The 16217-nt window shown below is 41.5% G+C and carries 18 protein-coding genes, 7 tRNA genes and 1 pseudogene; 23 read left to right on the plus strand and 3 right to left on the minus strand.

Annotated elements, in window-relative coordinates:
* Positions 1 to 108: 108 nt before the first annotated feature.
* From endB to OTK50_RS17570, 11 genes are all read left to right on the plus strand, one after another.
* Entirely contained in the window at positions 109 to 390 is a 282-nt protein-coding gene (endB, locus tag OTK50_RS17520; protein WP_003156188.1) for a type II toxin-antitoxin system antitoxin EndoAI, read from the plus strand.
* A 5-nt stretch (positions 391 to 395) separates the two neighbouring features.
* Complete coding sequence (gene ndoA, locus OTK50_RS17525) at positions 396 to 746, plus strand: type II toxin-antitoxin system endoribonuclease NdoA (protein ID WP_003156187.1); 351 nt, start codon at positions 396 to 398, stop codon at positions 744 to 746.
* Between the two features lie 117 nt (positions 747 to 863).
* Positions 864 to 1685 (plus strand): STAS domain-containing protein, encoded by an 822-nt coding sequence (locus OTK50_RS17530; RefSeq protein ID WP_003156182.1) that lies wholly within the window; start codon positions 864 to 866, stop codon positions 1683 to 1685.
* A gap of 4 nt (positions 1686 to 1689) precedes the next feature.
* A complete protein-coding gene (gene rsbS, locus OTK50_RS17535) occupies positions 1690 to 2055 on the plus strand; it encodes an RsbT antagonist protein RsbS (RefSeq protein WP_007609584.1) in 366 nt (121 codons plus the stop codon).
* A 2-nt stretch (positions 2056 to 2057) separates the two neighbouring features.
* A complete protein-coding gene (locus OTK50_RS17540; RefSeq protein WP_003156178.1) occupies positions 2058 to 2459 on the plus strand; it encodes an anti-sigma regulatory factor in 402 nt (133 codons plus the stop codon).
* A gap of 11 nt (positions 2460 to 2470) precedes the next feature.
* Positions 2471 to 3478 carry a PP2C family protein-serine/threonine phosphatase gene (locus OTK50_RS17545; RefSeq protein WP_044802655.1) on the plus strand — a complete coding sequence of 336 codons (1008 nt, stop codon included), beginning with the start codon at positions 2471 to 2473 and terminating at the stop codon, positions 3476 to 3478.
* Between the two features lie 63 nt (positions 3479 to 3541).
* The gene (gene rsbV / locus OTK50_RS17550; RefSeq protein WP_003156176.1) at positions 3542 to 3871 is read left to right on the plus strand and encodes an anti-sigma factor antagonist RsbV; all 330 of its coding nucleotides are present in this window, start codon (positions 3542 to 3544) and stop codon (positions 3869 to 3871) included.
* A complete protein-coding gene (rsbW, locus tag OTK50_RS17555) occupies positions 3868 to 4350 on the plus strand; it encodes an anti-sigma B factor RsbW (RefSeq protein WP_007609591.1) in 483 nt (160 codons plus the stop codon). Before rsbV ends, rsbW begins: the two co-directional genes overlap by 4 nt.
* Entirely contained in the window at positions 4316 to 5104 is a 789-nt protein-coding gene (gene sigB / locus OTK50_RS17560; protein ID WP_003156171.1) for an RNA polymerase sigma factor SigB, read from the plus strand. The genes rsbW and sigB overlap by 35 nt, the downstream gene beginning before the upstream one ends.
* Positions 5104 to 5706: a PP2C family serine/threonine-protein phosphatase gene (locus tag OTK50_RS17565; protein ID WP_082999005.1), complete on the plus strand. Its 603-nt coding sequence runs from the start codon at positions 5104 to 5106 to the stop codon at positions 5704 to 5706. The genes sigB and OTK50_RS17565 overlap by 1 nt, the downstream gene beginning before the upstream one ends.
* Positions 5707 to 5778: 72 nt before the next feature.
* Entirely contained in the window at positions 5779 to 7938 is a 2160-nt protein-coding gene (locus OTK50_RS17570) for a Tex family protein (protein WP_224224047.1), read from the plus strand.
* A gap of 9 nt (positions 7939 to 7947) precedes the next feature.
* On the opposite strand, the gene cmpA is transcribed toward OTK50_RS17570, so the two are convergent.
* Positions 7948 to 8061 carry a cortex morphogenetic protein CmpA gene (gene cmpA, locus OTK50_RS17575; RefSeq protein WP_003156164.1) on the minus strand — a complete coding sequence of 38 codons (114 nt, stop codon included), beginning with the start codon at positions 8059 to 8061 and terminating at the stop codon, positions 7948 to 7950.
* A 99-nt stretch (positions 8062 to 8160) separates the two neighbouring features.
* On the opposite strand from cmpA, the gene OTK50_RS17580 reads away from it, so the two are divergent.
* The 10 genes from OTK50_RS17580 to OTK50_RS17625 all read left to right on the plus strand — a co-directional run bounded on the left by OTK50_RS17580 (position 8161) and on the right by OTK50_RS17625 (position 11926).
* Positions 8161 to 8610, plus strand: a complete 450-nt coding sequence (locus OTK50_RS17580) for a SprT family protein (RefSeq protein WP_029326211.1) — start codon at positions 8161 to 8163, stop codon at positions 8608 to 8610.
* A 135-nt stretch (positions 8611 to 8745) separates the two neighbouring features.
* Positions 8746 to 8820, plus strand: a tRNA-Asn gene (locus OTK50_RS17585).
* A 3-nt stretch (positions 8821 to 8823) separates the two neighbouring features.
* Positions 8824 to 8914 (plus strand) — tRNA-Ser (locus tag OTK50_RS17590).
* A 19-nt stretch (positions 8915 to 8933) separates the two neighbouring features.
* Positions 8934 to 9008: transfer RNA gene (locus OTK50_RS17595), tRNA-Glu, on the plus strand.
* An 11-nt stretch (positions 9009 to 9019) separates the two neighbouring features.
* Positions 9020 to 9094: transfer RNA gene (locus OTK50_RS17600), tRNA-Gln, on the plus strand.
* Positions 9095 to 9127: 33 nt separating this feature from the next.
* A tRNA-Lys gene (locus tag OTK50_RS17605) sits at positions 9128 to 9203 on the plus strand.
* Between the two features lie 8 nt (positions 9204 to 9211).
* A tRNA-Leu gene (locus tag OTK50_RS17610) sits at positions 9212 to 9293 on the plus strand.
* 62 nt (positions 9294 to 9355) lie between these two features.
* Positions 9356 to 9439: transfer RNA gene (locus OTK50_RS17615), tRNA-Leu, on the plus strand.
* 230 nt (positions 9440 to 9669) lie between these two features.
* A complete protein-coding gene (locus OTK50_RS17620; RefSeq protein WP_032873007.1) occupies positions 9670 to 10428 on the plus strand; it encodes a hypothetical protein in 759 nt (252 codons plus the stop codon).
* Positions 10421 to 11926, plus strand: a complete 1506-nt coding sequence (locus tag OTK50_RS17625) for an ATP-binding protein (protein WP_032873009.1) — start codon at positions 10421 to 10423, stop codon at positions 11924 to 11926. The genes OTK50_RS17620 and OTK50_RS17625 overlap by 8 nt, the downstream gene beginning before the upstream one ends.
* A gap of 329 nt (positions 11927 to 12255) precedes the next feature.
* On the opposite strand, the gene OTK50_RS17630 is transcribed toward OTK50_RS17625, so the two are convergent.
* The gene (locus OTK50_RS17630) at positions 12256 to 12774 is read right to left on the minus strand and encodes a hypothetical protein (RefSeq protein WP_032873014.1); all 519 of its coding nucleotides are present in this window, start codon (positions 12772 to 12774) and stop codon (positions 12256 to 12258) included.
* A gap of 11 nt (positions 12775 to 12785) precedes the next feature.
* Entirely contained in the window at positions 12786 to 14507 is a 1722-nt protein-coding gene (locus OTK50_RS17635) for a ribonuclease YeeF family protein (protein WP_032873017.1), read from the minus strand.
* 473 nt (positions 14508 to 14980) lie between these two features.
* Between OTK50_RS17635 and OTK50_RS17640 the strand changes: the two are divergent.
* Together OTK50_RS17640 and OTK50_RS17645 are read left to right on the plus strand one after the other, a co-directional pair.
* Positions 14981 to 15067: pseudogene (locus tag OTK50_RS17640) on the plus strand (hypothetical protein); the annotation flags it as partial.
* A 211-nt stretch (positions 15068 to 15278) separates the two neighbouring features.
* Positions 15279 to 15803: an NAD(P)H-dependent oxidoreductase gene (locus OTK50_RS17645; RefSeq protein ID WP_224224048.1), complete on the plus strand. Its 525-nt coding sequence runs from the start codon at positions 15279 to 15281 to the stop codon at positions 15801 to 15803.
* Positions 15804 to 16217 lie beyond the last annotated feature (414 nt).

A 16217-nucleotide genomic window follows, 5' to 3' on the forward strand; every position in this document is an offset into this window, starting at 1 on the left:
AAAAAGAGAATTTATAAAACAGCTTTGCTTGACGTTTGAATAATGGTATGATTATGTCTGGATGGATGTATTGGTCGTATCCGTAAGTTTGGTGGAGGTGTATGTTTTTTGTCTGAATCCAGCGCAAGAACCGAAATGAAAATCAGCTTGCCTGAAAACTTAGTAGCTGAATTGGATGGTGTAGCGATGCGGGAGAAACGAAGCAGAAACGAACTGATATCACAAGCAGTGAGAGCGTATGTCAGCGAACGGACAACTCGCCATAACCGTGATTTGATGAGACGCGGGTATATGGAAATGGCGAAAATCAACTTGAATATCTCTTCTGAGGCTCACTATGCTGAGTGCGAAGCAGAAACGACCGTTGAGCGCTTAGTCAGCGGAGGATAATCATTTTGATTGTAAAGCGCGGCGATGTTTATTTTGCTGATTTATCTCCTGTTGTTGGCTCAGAGCAAGGCGGCGTACGCCCGGTTTTAGTGATCCAAAATGATATCGGAAATCGCTTTAGCCCGACTGCTATTGTTGCAGCCATAACAGCCCAAATACAGAAAGCGAAATTACCAACCCACGTCGAAATTGATGCAAAACGCTACGGTTTTGAAAGAGATTCCGTTATTTTGCTGGAGCAAATTCGGACGATTGACAAGCAAAGATTAACGGATAAAATAACTCATCTGGATGATGAAATGATGGATAAGGTTGATGAAGCCTTGCAAATCAGTTTGGCACTCATTGATTTTTAGTCATATTTTGGTTGCTCATATAGAGCAACTTTTTTTGTTTTCGAAAAACATAAGCGCTATAATAAAGAGATAATCAAACAAAATTTGTTGTTTTGTGTCGGGAGGTCAGTGAAACCCATGTCGAATCAGAAAGTGTATCAGTTCATCATTGATCAGCATGATGAACTGCTTGATACTTGGACAGCCAAACTAAAAGAAGTAGGCAATCAGGAAGACTATCAGCTTACGAATCACATATGTGAAAATATTTGTAAAGATTATATAGACATTCTTTTATTATCGACTAAAAATGACGAGGCTACGGAAGAGCAGATCAGTGAACTCGCACTGCGCGCCGTTCAGCTCGGCCTGTCACTGAAACTTCTTTCAGCCACCCTGTCAGAGTTTTGGAAACTGCTTTACGAAACGATGGTCGACCTTAATATGGCCGATCAGGACAGAGCAGATTTGATTTTGGAAATAGACAGCTTTTTCAATCCGATCAACACGGAGATCTTAAATCAGTATTCTATCTCCTGGGAAAAGACGGTTACGTTGCAAAAAATCGCGCTTCAGGAATTGTCGGCTCCGCTGATCCCGGTATTTGAGCATGTAACGGTCATGCCGCTTGTCGGGACGATTGATACGGAGCGCGCAAAGCACATTATGGAAAATCTGTTAAACGGCGTCGTGAAGCACCGTTCACAGGTTGTATTAATTGATATCACGGGCGTGCCGGTCGTTGATACGATGGTGGCGCACCATATTATCCAGGCATCGGAAGCGGTGCGGCTTGTCGGCGCGAAATGCCTGCTCGTCGGAATCCGTCCGGAAATCGCGCAGACGATCGTTAATCTGGGAATTGATTTGTCGCAGGTTATTACGAAGAATACCCTTCAAAAAGGAATTCAAACAGCGCTTGAAATGACAAATCGAAAAATCGTTTCATTGGGGGAATAACATTGTGAGACATCCAAAAATCCCGATCCTGAAACTGTATAACTGCTTATTGGTATCCATCCAATGGGAACTTGACGACCAGACAGCTTTGCATTTTCAAGAAGATCTGCTGAACAAAATCTATGAAACCGGCGCAAACGGGGTCGTCATTGACCTGACATCCGTTGACATGATCGATTCATTTATCGCGAAAGTGCTCGGCGATGTCATCACCATGTCTAAATTGATGGGCGCAAATGTCGTATTGACGGGAATTCAGCCGGCTGTGGCGGTCACATTGATTGAACTCGGAATCTCACTTGAGGAAATCGAAACAGCGCTCGATTTAGAGCAAGGGCTTGAGACATTGAAGCGGGAATTGGGGGAATAGCGATGAACGACCAATCCTGTGTGAAAATCATGACAGAATGGGATATCGTAGCCGCCAGACAGCTTGGCCGCAACGTTGCGAAGGAATTAGGCTTCGGCACGGTGGACCAGGCCAGAATCACGACGGCTATCTCAGAATTGGCCAGAAACATTTACTTATATGCAGGCAAGGGCCAGGTCAGCATAGAACAAGTAAACGACAGAGGGAAAAAAGGCCTTAAAATTATAGCAGAAGACAAAGGACCCGGAATCCCCGACATCCGTAAAGTGATGGAAGACGGCTTTTCAACGTCAGGCGGACTGGGAGCGGGCCTTCCGGGCGTCAAAAGGCTGATGGACGAATTCAGCCTGCAATCTGTTGCAGAGGAAGGAACAGAGATTCAAGCCGTGAAATGGCTTCGGTAGGAGGTTAGAACGTGGATTTCAGGGAGGTTATAGAGCAGCGGTATCATCAGCTGCTTAGCCGATATATAGCCGAATTAACAGAAACATCTTTATATCAAGCCCAAAAATTCAGCCGAAAAACGATTGAACATCAGGTTCCTCCGGAGGAGATCATCAGCATCCACCGAAAAGTAGTAAAGGAACTGTATCCGGATCTGCCGGAAGATGTTTTTCATTCGCTGGATTTTTTAATAGAAGTCATGATTGGCTACGGGATGGCTTATCAGGAACATCAAAGTCTGAGAGATATCCAGCAGGAGCTTCGTTCAGAAATTGAAATTGCCGCAAATGTTCAGCAGACGCTGCTTGGCACAAAAATTCCTGAAGAAGAAGATCTGGATATCGGGGCGATCAGCGTCCCCGCCAAACAGATGAGCGGGGATTATTATCACTTTGTCAAAGACAAGGAATCGATTAACATCGCGATAGCCGATGTCATTGGAAAAGGAATACCCGCCGCATTGTGCATGTCGATGATCAAGTATGCCATGGACTCTCTTCCGGAGACCGGCATTCACCCCTCCCAAGTGCTGAAAAATCTTAACCGCGTTGTAGAACAGAACGTGGACTCAAGCATGTTTATCACCATGTTTTACGCAAACTACAATATGAAAAATCACCAATTTACATATGCCTCTGCGGGGCATGAACCGGGCTTCTACTACTCTGAAAAAGAAAAAAAGTTTTATGATCTGGAGGCAAAAGGATTGGTGCTGGGAATTTCTCAGGATTTTGATTACAGCCAATATGAACAGCACATGGACGAAGGAGACATGATCGTTCTTTTTTCTGACGGCGTCACCGAATGCCGTACCGAAAACGGTTTCTTAGAACGCAGCGACATTCAGCGCATGCTGGAAGAACATATGGACTGCTCCGCGCAGGATATGGTCAAAAATATTTACGACAGCCTGCTGAGACTCCAGGACTTTCAGCTTCATGACGATTTTACGTTAATTGTTTTGAAAAGAAAGGTTTAAAAAAACAGCAGCACGGGTAAAAAGCCATTAGCACGAGTAAGGATAACTTTCAGAGGTGATACGATGAATTTAACGGTAGATATGAAGGAGAATCTTTCAGATATACAAATCAATATCGCTGGAGAAATCGATGTATACTCAGCTCCGGTGGTTCGTGAAAAGCTGATGCCCCTGGCAAACGAGGGGAAAGACATGAGAATCTGCTTAAAAGATGTAAATTATATGGACAGTACGGGTTTAGGCGTTTTTGTAGGCGTGTTTAAAACGGTGAGCAAGGAAGGCGGCTCTCTCAAGCTTGAGAATCTTTCCGACCGGCTCGTCCGTCTGTTTGAAATTACGGGGCTTAAGGACATCATCGACATTTCGGCAAAGTCAGAAGGTGGCGTGCAATGAGTACATCAGTTGATTATATAGAGATGAAAATTCCGGCTGAACCGGAATATGTAGGAATCGTCAGGCTTACGTTATCAGGGGTCGCAAGCAGAATGGGCTATACCTATGATGACATTGAAGATCTAAAAATCGCTGTCAGCGAAGCTTGTACAAACGCTGTCCAGCATGCATACAACGATGAAAATAAGGGAGAAGTATCCGTGCGGTTCGGTGTGTTTGAGGATCGGCTGGAGGTCATTGTCGCCGATCAGGGAGACAGCTTTGATTTTGATCAGAAGCAGCAGGATCTCGGGCCGTACACACCTTCGCACACAGTCGATCAATTGTCAGAAGGAGGGCTCGGTCTGTATTTAATGGAAACGCTCATGGATGAAGTCAAAGTTCAAAGCAACTCTGGCGTAACCGTGGCGATGACAAAGTATTTAAATGGGGAGCGAGTTGATCATGGCACAACCATCAAAAACTACGAAACTAACTAAAGATGAAGTTGATCGGCTCATACGCGACTTTCAAACACATGATAATAAAGAAGCCCAGGAAACACTCGTCGAGGTGTATACCAATCTCGTCGAAATGCTGGCAAAGAAATATTCAAAAGGAAAAAGCTTTCATGAAGACCTCCGCCAGGTCGGGATGATCGGACTTCTCGGAGCCATTAAACGGTATGATCCCGAGGTCGGCAAATCCTTTGAAGCATTTGCGATTCCGACCATCATCGGCGAGATCAAACGCTTCCTCAGAGATAAAACATGGAGCGTACACGTCCCGAGACGGATTAAAGAACTCGGGCCGCGCATTAAAATGGCGGTGGATCAGCTGACGACAGAGACGCAGCGGTCGCCGAAAGTCGAAGAAATCGCAGCCTTTCTCGATGTGTCAGAAGAGGAAGTGCTTGAAACGATGGAGATGGGAAAAAGCTATCAGGCGCTGTCTGTCGATCACAGCATCGAAGCGGATGCGGACGGAAGCACCGTCACGATTTTAGATATCGTCGGTTCGCAGGAGGAAGGATACGAACGCGTCAACCAGCAGATGATGATCAAAAGCGTGCTTCATGTGCTGTCCGACCGCGAAAAACAAATTATCGATCTAACATTTGTGCAAAATAAAAGCCAAAAAGAAACAGGGGACATTCTCGGAATATCTCAAATGCACGTCTCGCGCCTGCAGCGGAAAGCGGTGAAAAAACTGAGAGAGGCCTTGATTGGAGATCCCTCCATGGAGCTAATGTAATGATTCAGGTTGAAGAAAATGAACATGTTCAAACTCTTGTATACCAATTAAATAAAGAAGGCAAGTCCATATGCGGCGACAGCTTTTTTATGAAGGCGAATGAAGAAGAATTAGTTTGCGCGGTAGCGGACGGTCTCGGCAGCGGATCTCTTGCCAACGAATCCTCGTCAGCCATTAAAGACATCGTGGAAACGTATGCGGATGAGGATGTGGAAAGCATCATTGAGCGCTGCAATCAAGCGATGAAAAACAAAAGAGGGGCGACTGCCTCCATCTTAAAAATCAATTTCATCAAAAGGGAATTGACATACTGCTCGATCGGCAATGTCCGTTTCTTCCTGCACTCCCCATCAGGCGAAGTCTTTCATCCGCTGCCGATTTCGGGTTACCTCTCAGGCAAACCGCAAAGATACAAAACGTATACGTCATCATACGAAAAAGGGGCGAGGTTCATCATCTACACGGATGGGCTTGAGGTTCCGCATATCCGCACCTGCTTAAAGCAGGGACACTCAATAAAAGATATATCAAAATCACTTCATCCGTACACAACATCCAGACGTGATGATTTGACCTATATTCTAGGGCAGCTTTTATCGTAAGGCTGCTTTTTTTATGTTCCGCCGTTTTTTGATACACTAGAGAAAGAATGAAGAGATGGAGGCTTTTGTGATATGGAAACGTTAGCCCTTTTGAAAAAACAAATTGCTGAAGAAACAGCGTTATCCCAAAAACATGTCGAAAGTGTCATCCGCCTGCTGGAAGACGGCAATACCGTCCCGTTTATTGCACGGTACCGAAAAGAGCAGACCGGCTCAATGGACGAGGTGCAGATTCAGGCAATCTCCGAGCGGTGGCAATACATACAAAACCTGACGCAGCGGAAAGAAGAAGTCATCAGATTGATCTCTGAGCAGGACAAGCTGACGGAAGGGCTGAAGCAAAAAATCGAACAAGCGGTCAAGCTTCAGGAAGTCGAGGATTTATACCGTCCCTTCAAACAAAAACGGAAAACAAAAGCCACCGTCGCCAAAAGCAAAGGCCTTGAACCGCTTGCGGACTATATTCTTTCTCTCCCGAAAGAAAACCGCCTTCACGACATCGCTGATCAATATATCAGTGCAGAAAAAGAAGTCGCTTCAAGAGAGGAAGCCATCGAAGGCGCGAAGCACATCATAGCCGAACAAATCTCGGATGATCCTCATTTCAGAAAGTGGATTCGCCAGGAAACGTATAAAAAAGGAATTCTCACTTCCGCAACAGGCAAGTCAGCCGCAGATGACGAGAAAAACGTCTATGAAATGTACTACGAGTACGAAGAGCCGATCCAAAAGGTCGTTCCTCACAGAGTGCTTGCGATGAACCGCGGTGAAAAAGAAGGCATTTTAAAGATTGCGATCGAACCGCCCGCCGATCAGATAAAAGCTTATTTAGAAAAGCAAATCATCAAACACCGTGAAACGCCTGTGAAAGAAACGCTGAAAGAAGCCATTGAGGACGGGTACAAACGCCTGATCCAGCCGGCTATTGAGCGCGATATCCGCAAAGAGCTGTCAGAAAAAGCAGACGCGCAGGCGATTCATATTTTCGCTGAAAACCTGCGTAAGCTCCTGCTGCAGCCGCCGATGAAGGGGAAAGTTGTGCTCGGCGTCGATCCGGCCTTCCGTACGGGGTGCAAACTGGCAGTTGTTGATGAGACGGGAAAAGTGCTGAAAATCGACGTCATTTACCCGCACGCTCCCGTAAAAAAGACAGCGGAAGCCCGGAAAAAAATCAAAGAATTGCTGGACCGGTACGAAGTCGAGGTTGTGGCGATCGGAAACGGCACGGCATCACGGGAGACAGAGCAATTCGTCGTTGATGTGCTGAAAGAAACAGAGCGGGACATTTATTATGTCATCGTCAATGAGGCCGGAGCAAGCGTGTATTCCGCGTCAGAAATCGCCCGTGAAGAATTTCCGGATTTTCAGGTCGAAGAGCGCAGCGCCGTCTCCATCGCGCGGAGGTTGCAGGACCCGCTGGCCGAGCTTGTAAAAATTGATCCTAAATCCGTCGGCGTCGGGCAATACCAGCATGATGTCAGCCAAAAGCATTTAAATGAATCACTCCGTTTTGTCGTAGAGACCGTCGTCAACCAAGTCGGGGTGAATGTCAATACAGCATCAGCCGCGCTGCTTCAATATGTAGCCGGGTTATCCAAAACCGTTGCCGGTAATATCGTTAAAAAAAGGGAAGAGCTCGGAAAATTTACAAATCGCAAAGAGCTGAAAGAAATCCCGCGTCTCGGCGCAAAAACATATGAACAGTGCATCGGCTTTTTGAGAGTGCCCGGGGGACCGGAGCCGCTCGACCGCACCGGGATACACCCGGAAAGCTATAAAGAGACAAAGGCGCTGCTCAAAAAACTGCAGCTCACTGCGGATCAGATCGGAAGCGCGGACGCAAAAGAGAAAATAAGCGCACTGCCGCTGTCTGAAACGGCTGAAGAGCTCGGTATAGGGGAAATTACACTTGCAGATATTTGCGGGCAGCTGACAAGGCCGGAGCGAGATCCTCGTGACGAAGTACCGAAGCCTTTGCTGAAAAAAGACGTTCTGCAGCTTGAGGATTTAAAGGAAGGAATGGAATTGCAGGGCACCGTCCGCAACGTTGTAGACTTCGGCGCTTTCGTCGATATCGGCGTCAAACAGGACGGGCTTGTGCACATTTCAAAACTGAGCAATCAATACGTCAAACATCCTCTCGACGTCGTATCGGTCGGGGACATCGTCACCGTATGGGTCGAAGGGGTGGACGTGCAAAAAGGCAGAGTGTCGCTGTCTATGGTAAAATAAAAGCACTGCTTACGAGCAGTGTTTTTTTCTGTAGAAATACCAGCACTGGTTCAGCAGTTTGATTTGGTAATTGTCCTTTTCTAAAAACGCTTTTTGCATTTGTTTCATCAGCCAATTCGGCATGGCTCATTCCTCCTCAGCTTTTAGTTAGAGGTCGGTTTTAACTCATTGTATGCGAACGGTGAATTGTCCCGTTCAATGTTTTTAAAGCGGGGTGCACATATGGATAACGAACAACTTCAAAAGCTGACGGAAGACATCTCTGCACAGGATTTCGGAAAACCGTTCCGTCACCGGGCCTTTTTCAATGACCGGCTGAAAACGACAGGCGGCCGGTACATGCTGTCTTCCCATAACATCGAATTAAACCGAAAATATCTTCTCGAACACGGGCAGAGCGAGCTGGAAGGAATCATTAAACACGAGCTGTGCCATTACCACCTTCACCTTGAAGGAAAAGGGTACAAGCACAGAGACAAGGACTTCAGAGAATTGCTTCAGAAAGTCGGAGCGCCGAGATTCTGCACGCCGCTGCAAACCAAAAAGCCACAAAAGAAAACATATATGTATAGATGCGCGGCTTGCGGCCAACAGTATATAAAGAAGCGGGCAATGAACCCGGAAAGATATGCCTGTGGAAAATGCAGAGGGAAAATCAAAAGAATTTTTTAAAAAGGCTTGACTCATTTTAATGTTCTATGTTAAATTATAAAAGTCGTTGAGAGACAACGACACTTTCTTAAAAAAATAAATGTTGCTTCTTGACACAATATGTCGCATCATTTATAATAAAGAAAGTCTGATTATTCCACAGTAGCTCAGTGGTAGAGCTATCGGCTGTTAACCGATCGGTCGCAGGTTCGAATCCTGCCTGTGGAGCCATATGGAGAAGTACTCAAGTGGCTGAAGAGGCGCCCCTGCTAAGGGTGTAGGTCGCGTAAGCGGCGCGAGGGTTCAAATCCCTCCTTCTCCGCCAGATAAGTTCTCAACCAGACGGCCCGTTGGTCAAGCGGTTAAGACACCGCCCTTTCACGGCGGTAACACGGGTTCGAATCCCGTACGGGTCACCATTTACCTTCGTTGGGCTATAGCCAAGCGGTAAGGCAACGGACTTTGACTCCGTCATGCGTTGGTTCGAATCCAGCTAGCCCAGCCATTTTATTTAAAAATTTTGATTCACTTTTAGAGCGAGCCATTAGCTCAGTTGGTAGAGCATCTGACTTTTAATCAGAGGGTCGAAGGTTCGAGTCCTTCATGGCTCACCACTTGTCACGCGGGTGTGGCGGAATTGGCAGACGCGCTAGACTTAGGATCTAGTGTCTTACGACGTGGGGGTTCGAGTCCCTTCACCCGCACTTTCTTTTCAAAGTGCTGATCACTAGCTTACATGCTTAGTGGAAAAACAGCTTCATAACACGCGGTCGTGGCGGAATGGCAGACGCGCTAGGTTGAGGGCCTAGTGGGTGAATAACCCGTGGAGGTTCAAGTCCTCTCGGCCGCATCTCAATGATACCAAGGGTTTAACTACCTTTGGTATTATTTTTTTATGTATAAAATGCAACCCTGTAGAAAATTTTATCATTAACCACATAGTAAACTTCCTTTGGAATTCGGTTATTTTGTAATAGACGATTAGAAACAAGAAGAGATAAATTAGAAATGAAGGTCATCCTCATTTAACCTCAATTGTGGTAGAATTGATCTAAAATAACATGGAGGATTTATGAAATTATGGATGATCTAGCAAGATTGATTTGTGGTGACTATGCTCAACATAAATCAATTGAAAGTCTGTATGATGTACTCTTTAATAATATAAAAAACATGGAAACAAGAATTAATGTTTTGCTAACTAATGATAGTGATGATTTGACCTTATTAGGCCCTTTTTATGCAAGAAACATATTGGAATCTTCATGTTCAGCTTTAATAGGAAGATTTGATCCTTTTAGATTGATTTACGTGCACAAAATTCAATCTTTAGATAGCTATAGTATTGGTAAGAAATCAAGTGGAGCGATAAATTGGAATGGTGATGTTTTTGAAAAAAAATCAAACGGTGCTATATGGAACCCAGATAAAGAATTTCAAAAGGTAGGGCGAGGCCTCTTTGGAGATGCATATGGTGATACATTTTGGAATCCTGCTTATCAGATGTTGATTGATGATGAGACCATTCAAGATGATGAATCATTAGATTATTACCGAAGTTCAGTTGACCCAGATAAATTCACAGAGTTTTTAAGAACACGATCGTCTAAAATTTATTCATCCCTTTCCAAGGGGGTACATAGTGAATTTTTGATTAAACCAGAAATAATATATGATAAATCAACTGTAGTCGAATTATTATTAGATGCTGTGAAATTTTGTTCTATTATTGGACTTGTTAGTCATTATATAGACTCTTGTATTTGTCGTTTGCCTTATGATAACGCTTTTGTAATCTATCAAAAATTATATAATTGGGTGGAGAATCATTATGAGTGATTTATTTGATAGCAAATTAATATTGGCAGCAGAAGATTTTCCAGATGAAGAGTTTCGTAAATATCATACTTTTTCTAAGTACGAAAATAAAATTATAAGAAAATTAATAGCTCATGGACCGGTACTTATAAGGGGAGGGCGAGGAAGTGGAAAAAGTGCATTATTAAAAGAAGCTTATTTTAGATCGAATGAAGGAGATCTCTCTGAAAATGTTCTGGGAGTTTATGTGAGCGTTAGGCACCTTCCCTTACTTAGGGCAGAAGGGAAAGATTATGAAGATATATTTTGTAAGTTACTAATAGATAAAATAAGAATTGCTATTGACAAGTATATAGATATTCCTGTTGATGATTTCAGTCCTGCTTCAGAGATCGGGACTATTCAAAGTGAACTTACGAATCTATCTGAGAAAATTGAAAAACGTATAATACTGTTTTTCGATGATGCTGCACATATAGGTAGAGAAACATCTTTAAAAGAATTTTTTGATATCTTCAGAACTTTATCAAGCAATACTATTTCATGTAAAGCGACTATTTATCCAGGTGTTACAGAGTTCGGTTCTAGATTTGATTTGCTTAATGATGCAACAGTAATAGATATTTCACGGAATGAGGAAAACCCATCTTTTACGTCATTCTTTAAGGAAATATTAGAAAGGCGGTATTCAAATTCCTCGCTTCAAGAGTTCTTAAAAGTTTCTATTGAGGATTTTTCGGGATTTGTTGGTAGAGCAGTTACGGGTAATGTTAGAGCATTTATTTATGCAATTAATCACATTATTGAAATATCGGAAGAACATGAAGTAATTGGGCTCCGTGAAATTGAAGCAACATTAAAACATTTAGCAACAGAATACTACTGGCCCTTACTTGAAGAATTAGAACCGAAGCTTGGAAAATATGAACCCTTAATAAGGCCTACTAGAGAGCTTACAGAGACGTTATATAAAGAAGTTAGTTACTTTGTGGACAGGCCGGGGTATGGTCCTTCTTGTTTAATTCATCGAGATGTAATTGAACGGCTAAAAAAACTTTTCGAAATAATGGAGTATGCTGGTTTTATTGTAAAACGAGATTCATCCAGAGCAATGAAAAGTGGTGGAAGAGGAACTAGGTATATTTTGAATTTATCAAGTTTGTTGGAAGTTATCCCGGGGAATAGACTCACGACGGATTTATTCAAAAAATGGAATAGTATAGAAAAGGAATATCCTCAAATATATAAACGAGGTGTATTAGATAATATAATTCTTCCTGAATTAAAAGGAAATGGGTCTCTAGGGATTTTAGAAAAACCAATCTCTGTGCTTAAAAAATCAAATGCATATCCGTATGGCTTAACTTCTAGAAGAATAGAAATTTTAGAGAGTAGTAACTTCAAAACAGTTGGGGATTTAGCTGACGCGAATGATGATCAAATACTAGAATTAGAGAGAATTGGAGACCACTGGTTAGGTCGAATAAAAAGTGTTGTTGGGCAAGCTATTTGGATGTAATTTATATTGGTGAGTGGGTCGGAAAACCCAACCTCTATCTTAAATATTTCCCATTTAAAAAGAAGAGTAGGCAAGTTGCTACTCTTCATCTTTTTATCCACTATCTTGTGCTATTTGTGAGAGAATAAATAACCATAAGAAAAGGCAGCTGAACAATGCCCTAAAGGGATTTTTCAGCAGAAAATTTTTGTTTTGATGGATAAAATAAGAAAATGCGTGGATGCTAACCATGAAAAAGGTTTGTTTATCAGTGACGCTTTCAGTAAGAATTGAATATTTTTTATTCTCTTCAAAGAACTTTTTCACTCCAGAGTAATTCACATTTAACCTCACATACATTTAATTTTGGTTTGCAATTCATCGATCTTATTAAGTTCATACTCATAATCACAGTTTTCTTCTAAAACAAAATTCATAGTTTCAAAGAAACTTTTCGCATTCTTTAAAAGTGATTCAAAAAAATCAAGTTTCGGTAGTAATACTTTTTGTTTTTGGTCAATTTCAAATAACAACATATCATTCGATATTGATTTCATTTTCAATAGAAGGGGTTGATCTGGAAAATAAGTTTCGCTTTTTCCCGTTTCAATAGCTTCTTCAATTAGATTTAAAAAATAAGCCCACAATTGGTCAACCAAGTCCCACATAGTGACATCAAGCAAATCTTGTTCACCATATTTTAAAATAATCGCCCCACATAAATAGTAAGAGTCTAACTGTGGTTTTATGCTCTTTAGTCCCTCTATATTGTTAAGGGGGACAAAGTAATCGTTAACATTCTTTTTTAAGACTGAAAGATCCTTTATCTTCTTATTTGGCTTGAGAATTAATGATTGTATATAAAACATTCTTACCTCTCCTATTTTTCCGGATAGAATTGACCTACTCTTCCTTTTTGAAAGCCTACAACATATTGCTGACCCTTATACGTTCCTCTAATTTGATAACTGAATTTTGTTCCTTTTTGTACTAACTCTTCACGGTTTTGTTTCATGATTGATTCTATCGCATCTGCAACATCGCTAACAGTCATCTCTTTATTGAGAAAAGATTGACGAGACTTAACTGAACCATCCCATAAACTAGGATGATGGCGCTCTAAAATATGCTTCATTCCACGTTTATCAATGAGAAATGATTGTCCTCCAAAAATGTATTTCCTGCTTTGAAAAGTCTCTAATTCGTTTACAACTTCATGCGGCTTTGCTTTTTTTATACCATGTGTAGCAGACTGGTTCTTAAAAACTTCAAGTGCAGAGTTTTTATAACTCTCCCCATCAATTGTGTTGAAAGGAAAAGTCCCTGAACCGCCAGCCATTGCATATTGTTGTTCAAAAACATTTGGTATTTTAACGTATTCAATCCCTTTTTTTATTCCTGTTTTTGAAACTTCAAGTGTCTTAATTGCAGCAAATTTTGAACCGGCTTTTGCAACTTTGGATACTTTATCAATACCCTTTGGACCAACTATTGCAAGAACAACAGTGCTGCCGACATAGGACACCCATTTTGCCCTGCTGTAGCTATCTCCATTAATCATATCACGTTGGAAAGTGTCTTCTATGTCTTTTGCTATGATCTTATAAGTATCGATTGGATGTAAGACGGCGTTCACCGTTCCAGAAAGCGTTTCAATAGGGTGCATTGCAAGTTGATAGAGACCCATCACGGTATCTTTACCTGCTTCATACATTCCAACTGCAATACCTTTTCCGATTTCGGCTTTTTGTTGAAGTTCTTCGAGCTGGCGGAAATAAACTTTTTGGTCAGGCTCCAAATTTTCGTATCCAATTTTTTCAGCAATTTTTAAATACTCGTCAGGATCTGTTACATTTACAAGCTGTTTTTTCAAATCTTTAATTTCGCGTTGTTTAGCTTCCTCTTTTTTGAGCTTTAAATAAGCTTCAGACCGCTTTTCGATATCGCCTTTTTTCTTATGTATGTCACTCTCGCGATAAGCCTTGGCATTATAATGTATAGGTGAAGCGTTTTTGCCCCTACCTGTTGACTCCTGTAACTTTTGAAAGTCTGCTTTAATAAATTGTTCGTTAGGTTCAGTCATTGCATATTCAGTTTTTAAGTTCTCGTCTGTATCGCCTATTTTCTCAATAGTTTTTTTTCGTTTGTTTTCGGCGGACGAGAGCTCATCCTTAAAAGCCTCTGTTGAAAATAAATCAAGTGGAAGAATGTCATCAATATCACTCAGTATATCTTTCATTGCTTTCTTCTGCTCGGACATAATTGCTTGTGATTTTCTATATGCGTTTGCCAGTTCGTGTTCTAAGAAGGATTCTTCGATATATGCATCAGATAAGCTGGCATCTTCCAGAATACCGGAGATGCTAGTAAGGAAAGCGATTTTCATATCAATTAAATCAATCCATTGATCAGCTACACCGGTGTGATCGTGAAAAAATGCTTTAATATTGTTTGCTCCCTTCCCAGAGAACTCACTATCATCAAGATCAGCAACTGCCGTAAAGGCTTTTCTTAAATTAATCATTTGATTTTTCAACTCTTTATAATCGTTTGCTCGGTTTTCAGCTTCAGATAACAAAGACTTTGCTTCAAATACTTTCATTGGACAATCCTTTCAGTAAGTTTATATCTAAATATTACCATGGATAGGATGTGAAGTTCGAAAAAATTGTTGAAGAAGAGGTAATGAATTGAACGTAATGAGATTTCGAGAAGTGGGGAATTAAGGGGGTTTTTTTTCTCACCAATTATTAACCATAATTCATTCAAACCTATAGAAATGATGTAATGTGGTGTTAGAAAGTGTAATGAAAACAAGCTTTCATAATCAGTGATACGGATTTACAATGTTGAGGGCCCAGCGGGTGAGTAACCCGTGGAGGTACAAGTCCTCTCGGCCGCATCTCAATGATACCAAGGGTTATAGAGATCCTTGGTATTTTTTTGTGCTTATTTTTAAATGATCTACTGCCCACAAACTGCCCGCTTACCTAAAGTAAGTCATTTGCAGTAGACATCGCACAATTATTTTCATTATTTATAGATAGTTACTAATGCCTCAAACTCCAATTTGCAAAAGCAGAGAAAGTATTGCTAAGCATGGAGGAAAACAAAGATGCCTTGTTATATTATCAGCTATTAGAATTTAGACACGAGATAGTAGGGTAGGGGCATAAAGGTACTGAAAAGGCTTAATCTTTTTTAAAAGGTTAAGCCTTTTTTGGGCTATAAATGTAATCGGTGTCCAATTAGTTGCCCTGAATTCATGAAAAAGGATAAAATAGGTGTAATTAAGTTGTTATTTTAAAATTAGAATCAATTCTTTATCACAAAAGCAATAATAACTAATCGGCGAAGAAAGGATAACAGTCAAATGAAAACATTAGTTATCGTTATACACCCTAATTTGGAAACGTCTGTTGTCAACAGAACCTGGATGAATCGTTTAAAGCAAGAGAATGACATTACGGTTCATGATCTGTACGGTGAATACCCTAATTTTATCATTGATGTAGAAAAAGAGCACCAGCTCCTGTTAGATCATGAGCGTATCGTTTTTCAGTTCCCAATGTATTGGTACAGCAGTCCCGCGTTACTCAAACAATGGGAAGATGATGTGTTAACACATGGCTGGGCTTATGGAACTGGAGGTACTAAATTGCATGGAAAAGAACTACTCTTAGCTATCTCCTTAGGCGCACAGGAATCTGATTATCAAGCAGGCGGAGAATATAATATCACGATCAGCGAGCTTATCAGACCGTTTCAAGTCACTGCTAACTATATAGGAATGCGTTTTCTTCCTGCCTTTACACAATATGGGACACTTCACCTTTCAAAAGAAGATGTTAAGAACAGTGCGGAGAAATTGGTTGACTATCTTAAAGCTGAGCATTGATCCGGTATTCGCGAGGGAAGCTGAAATAAATGATGTGAAACTAATTACAGCAGGGCGATGAGTACATATTTCTTGATGAAATGCAGATTTCCTTGGTCTCTAATAGGTGCCCAGTTTGTGCTCAGAATTCATGAAAAATGATGAAAATAAGTATAAATAAAATAAACAGATGCTTTGAATAAAAGTTTTTGTAACTCATGATAGGTTTTTACTAGGTTGAGGGACCAGCGGGTGAATAATCCGTGGAGGTTCAAGTCCTCTCGGCCGCATCAATGATACCAAGGGTAATAGAGAGATCCTTGGTATTTTTTTGTGCTTATTTTTAAATGATCTACTGCCCACAATCTGCCCACTTACCTAAAGTAAGTCATCTGCAGTAGACATCGCACAAATATTTTCATCATTTATAGTTAG

This window comes from Bacillus sp. NEAU-CP5, assembly GCF_026420705.1.
GTDB classification, from domain to species: domain Bacteria; phylum Bacillota; class Bacilli; order Bacillales; family Bacillaceae; genus Bacillus; species Bacillus velezensis.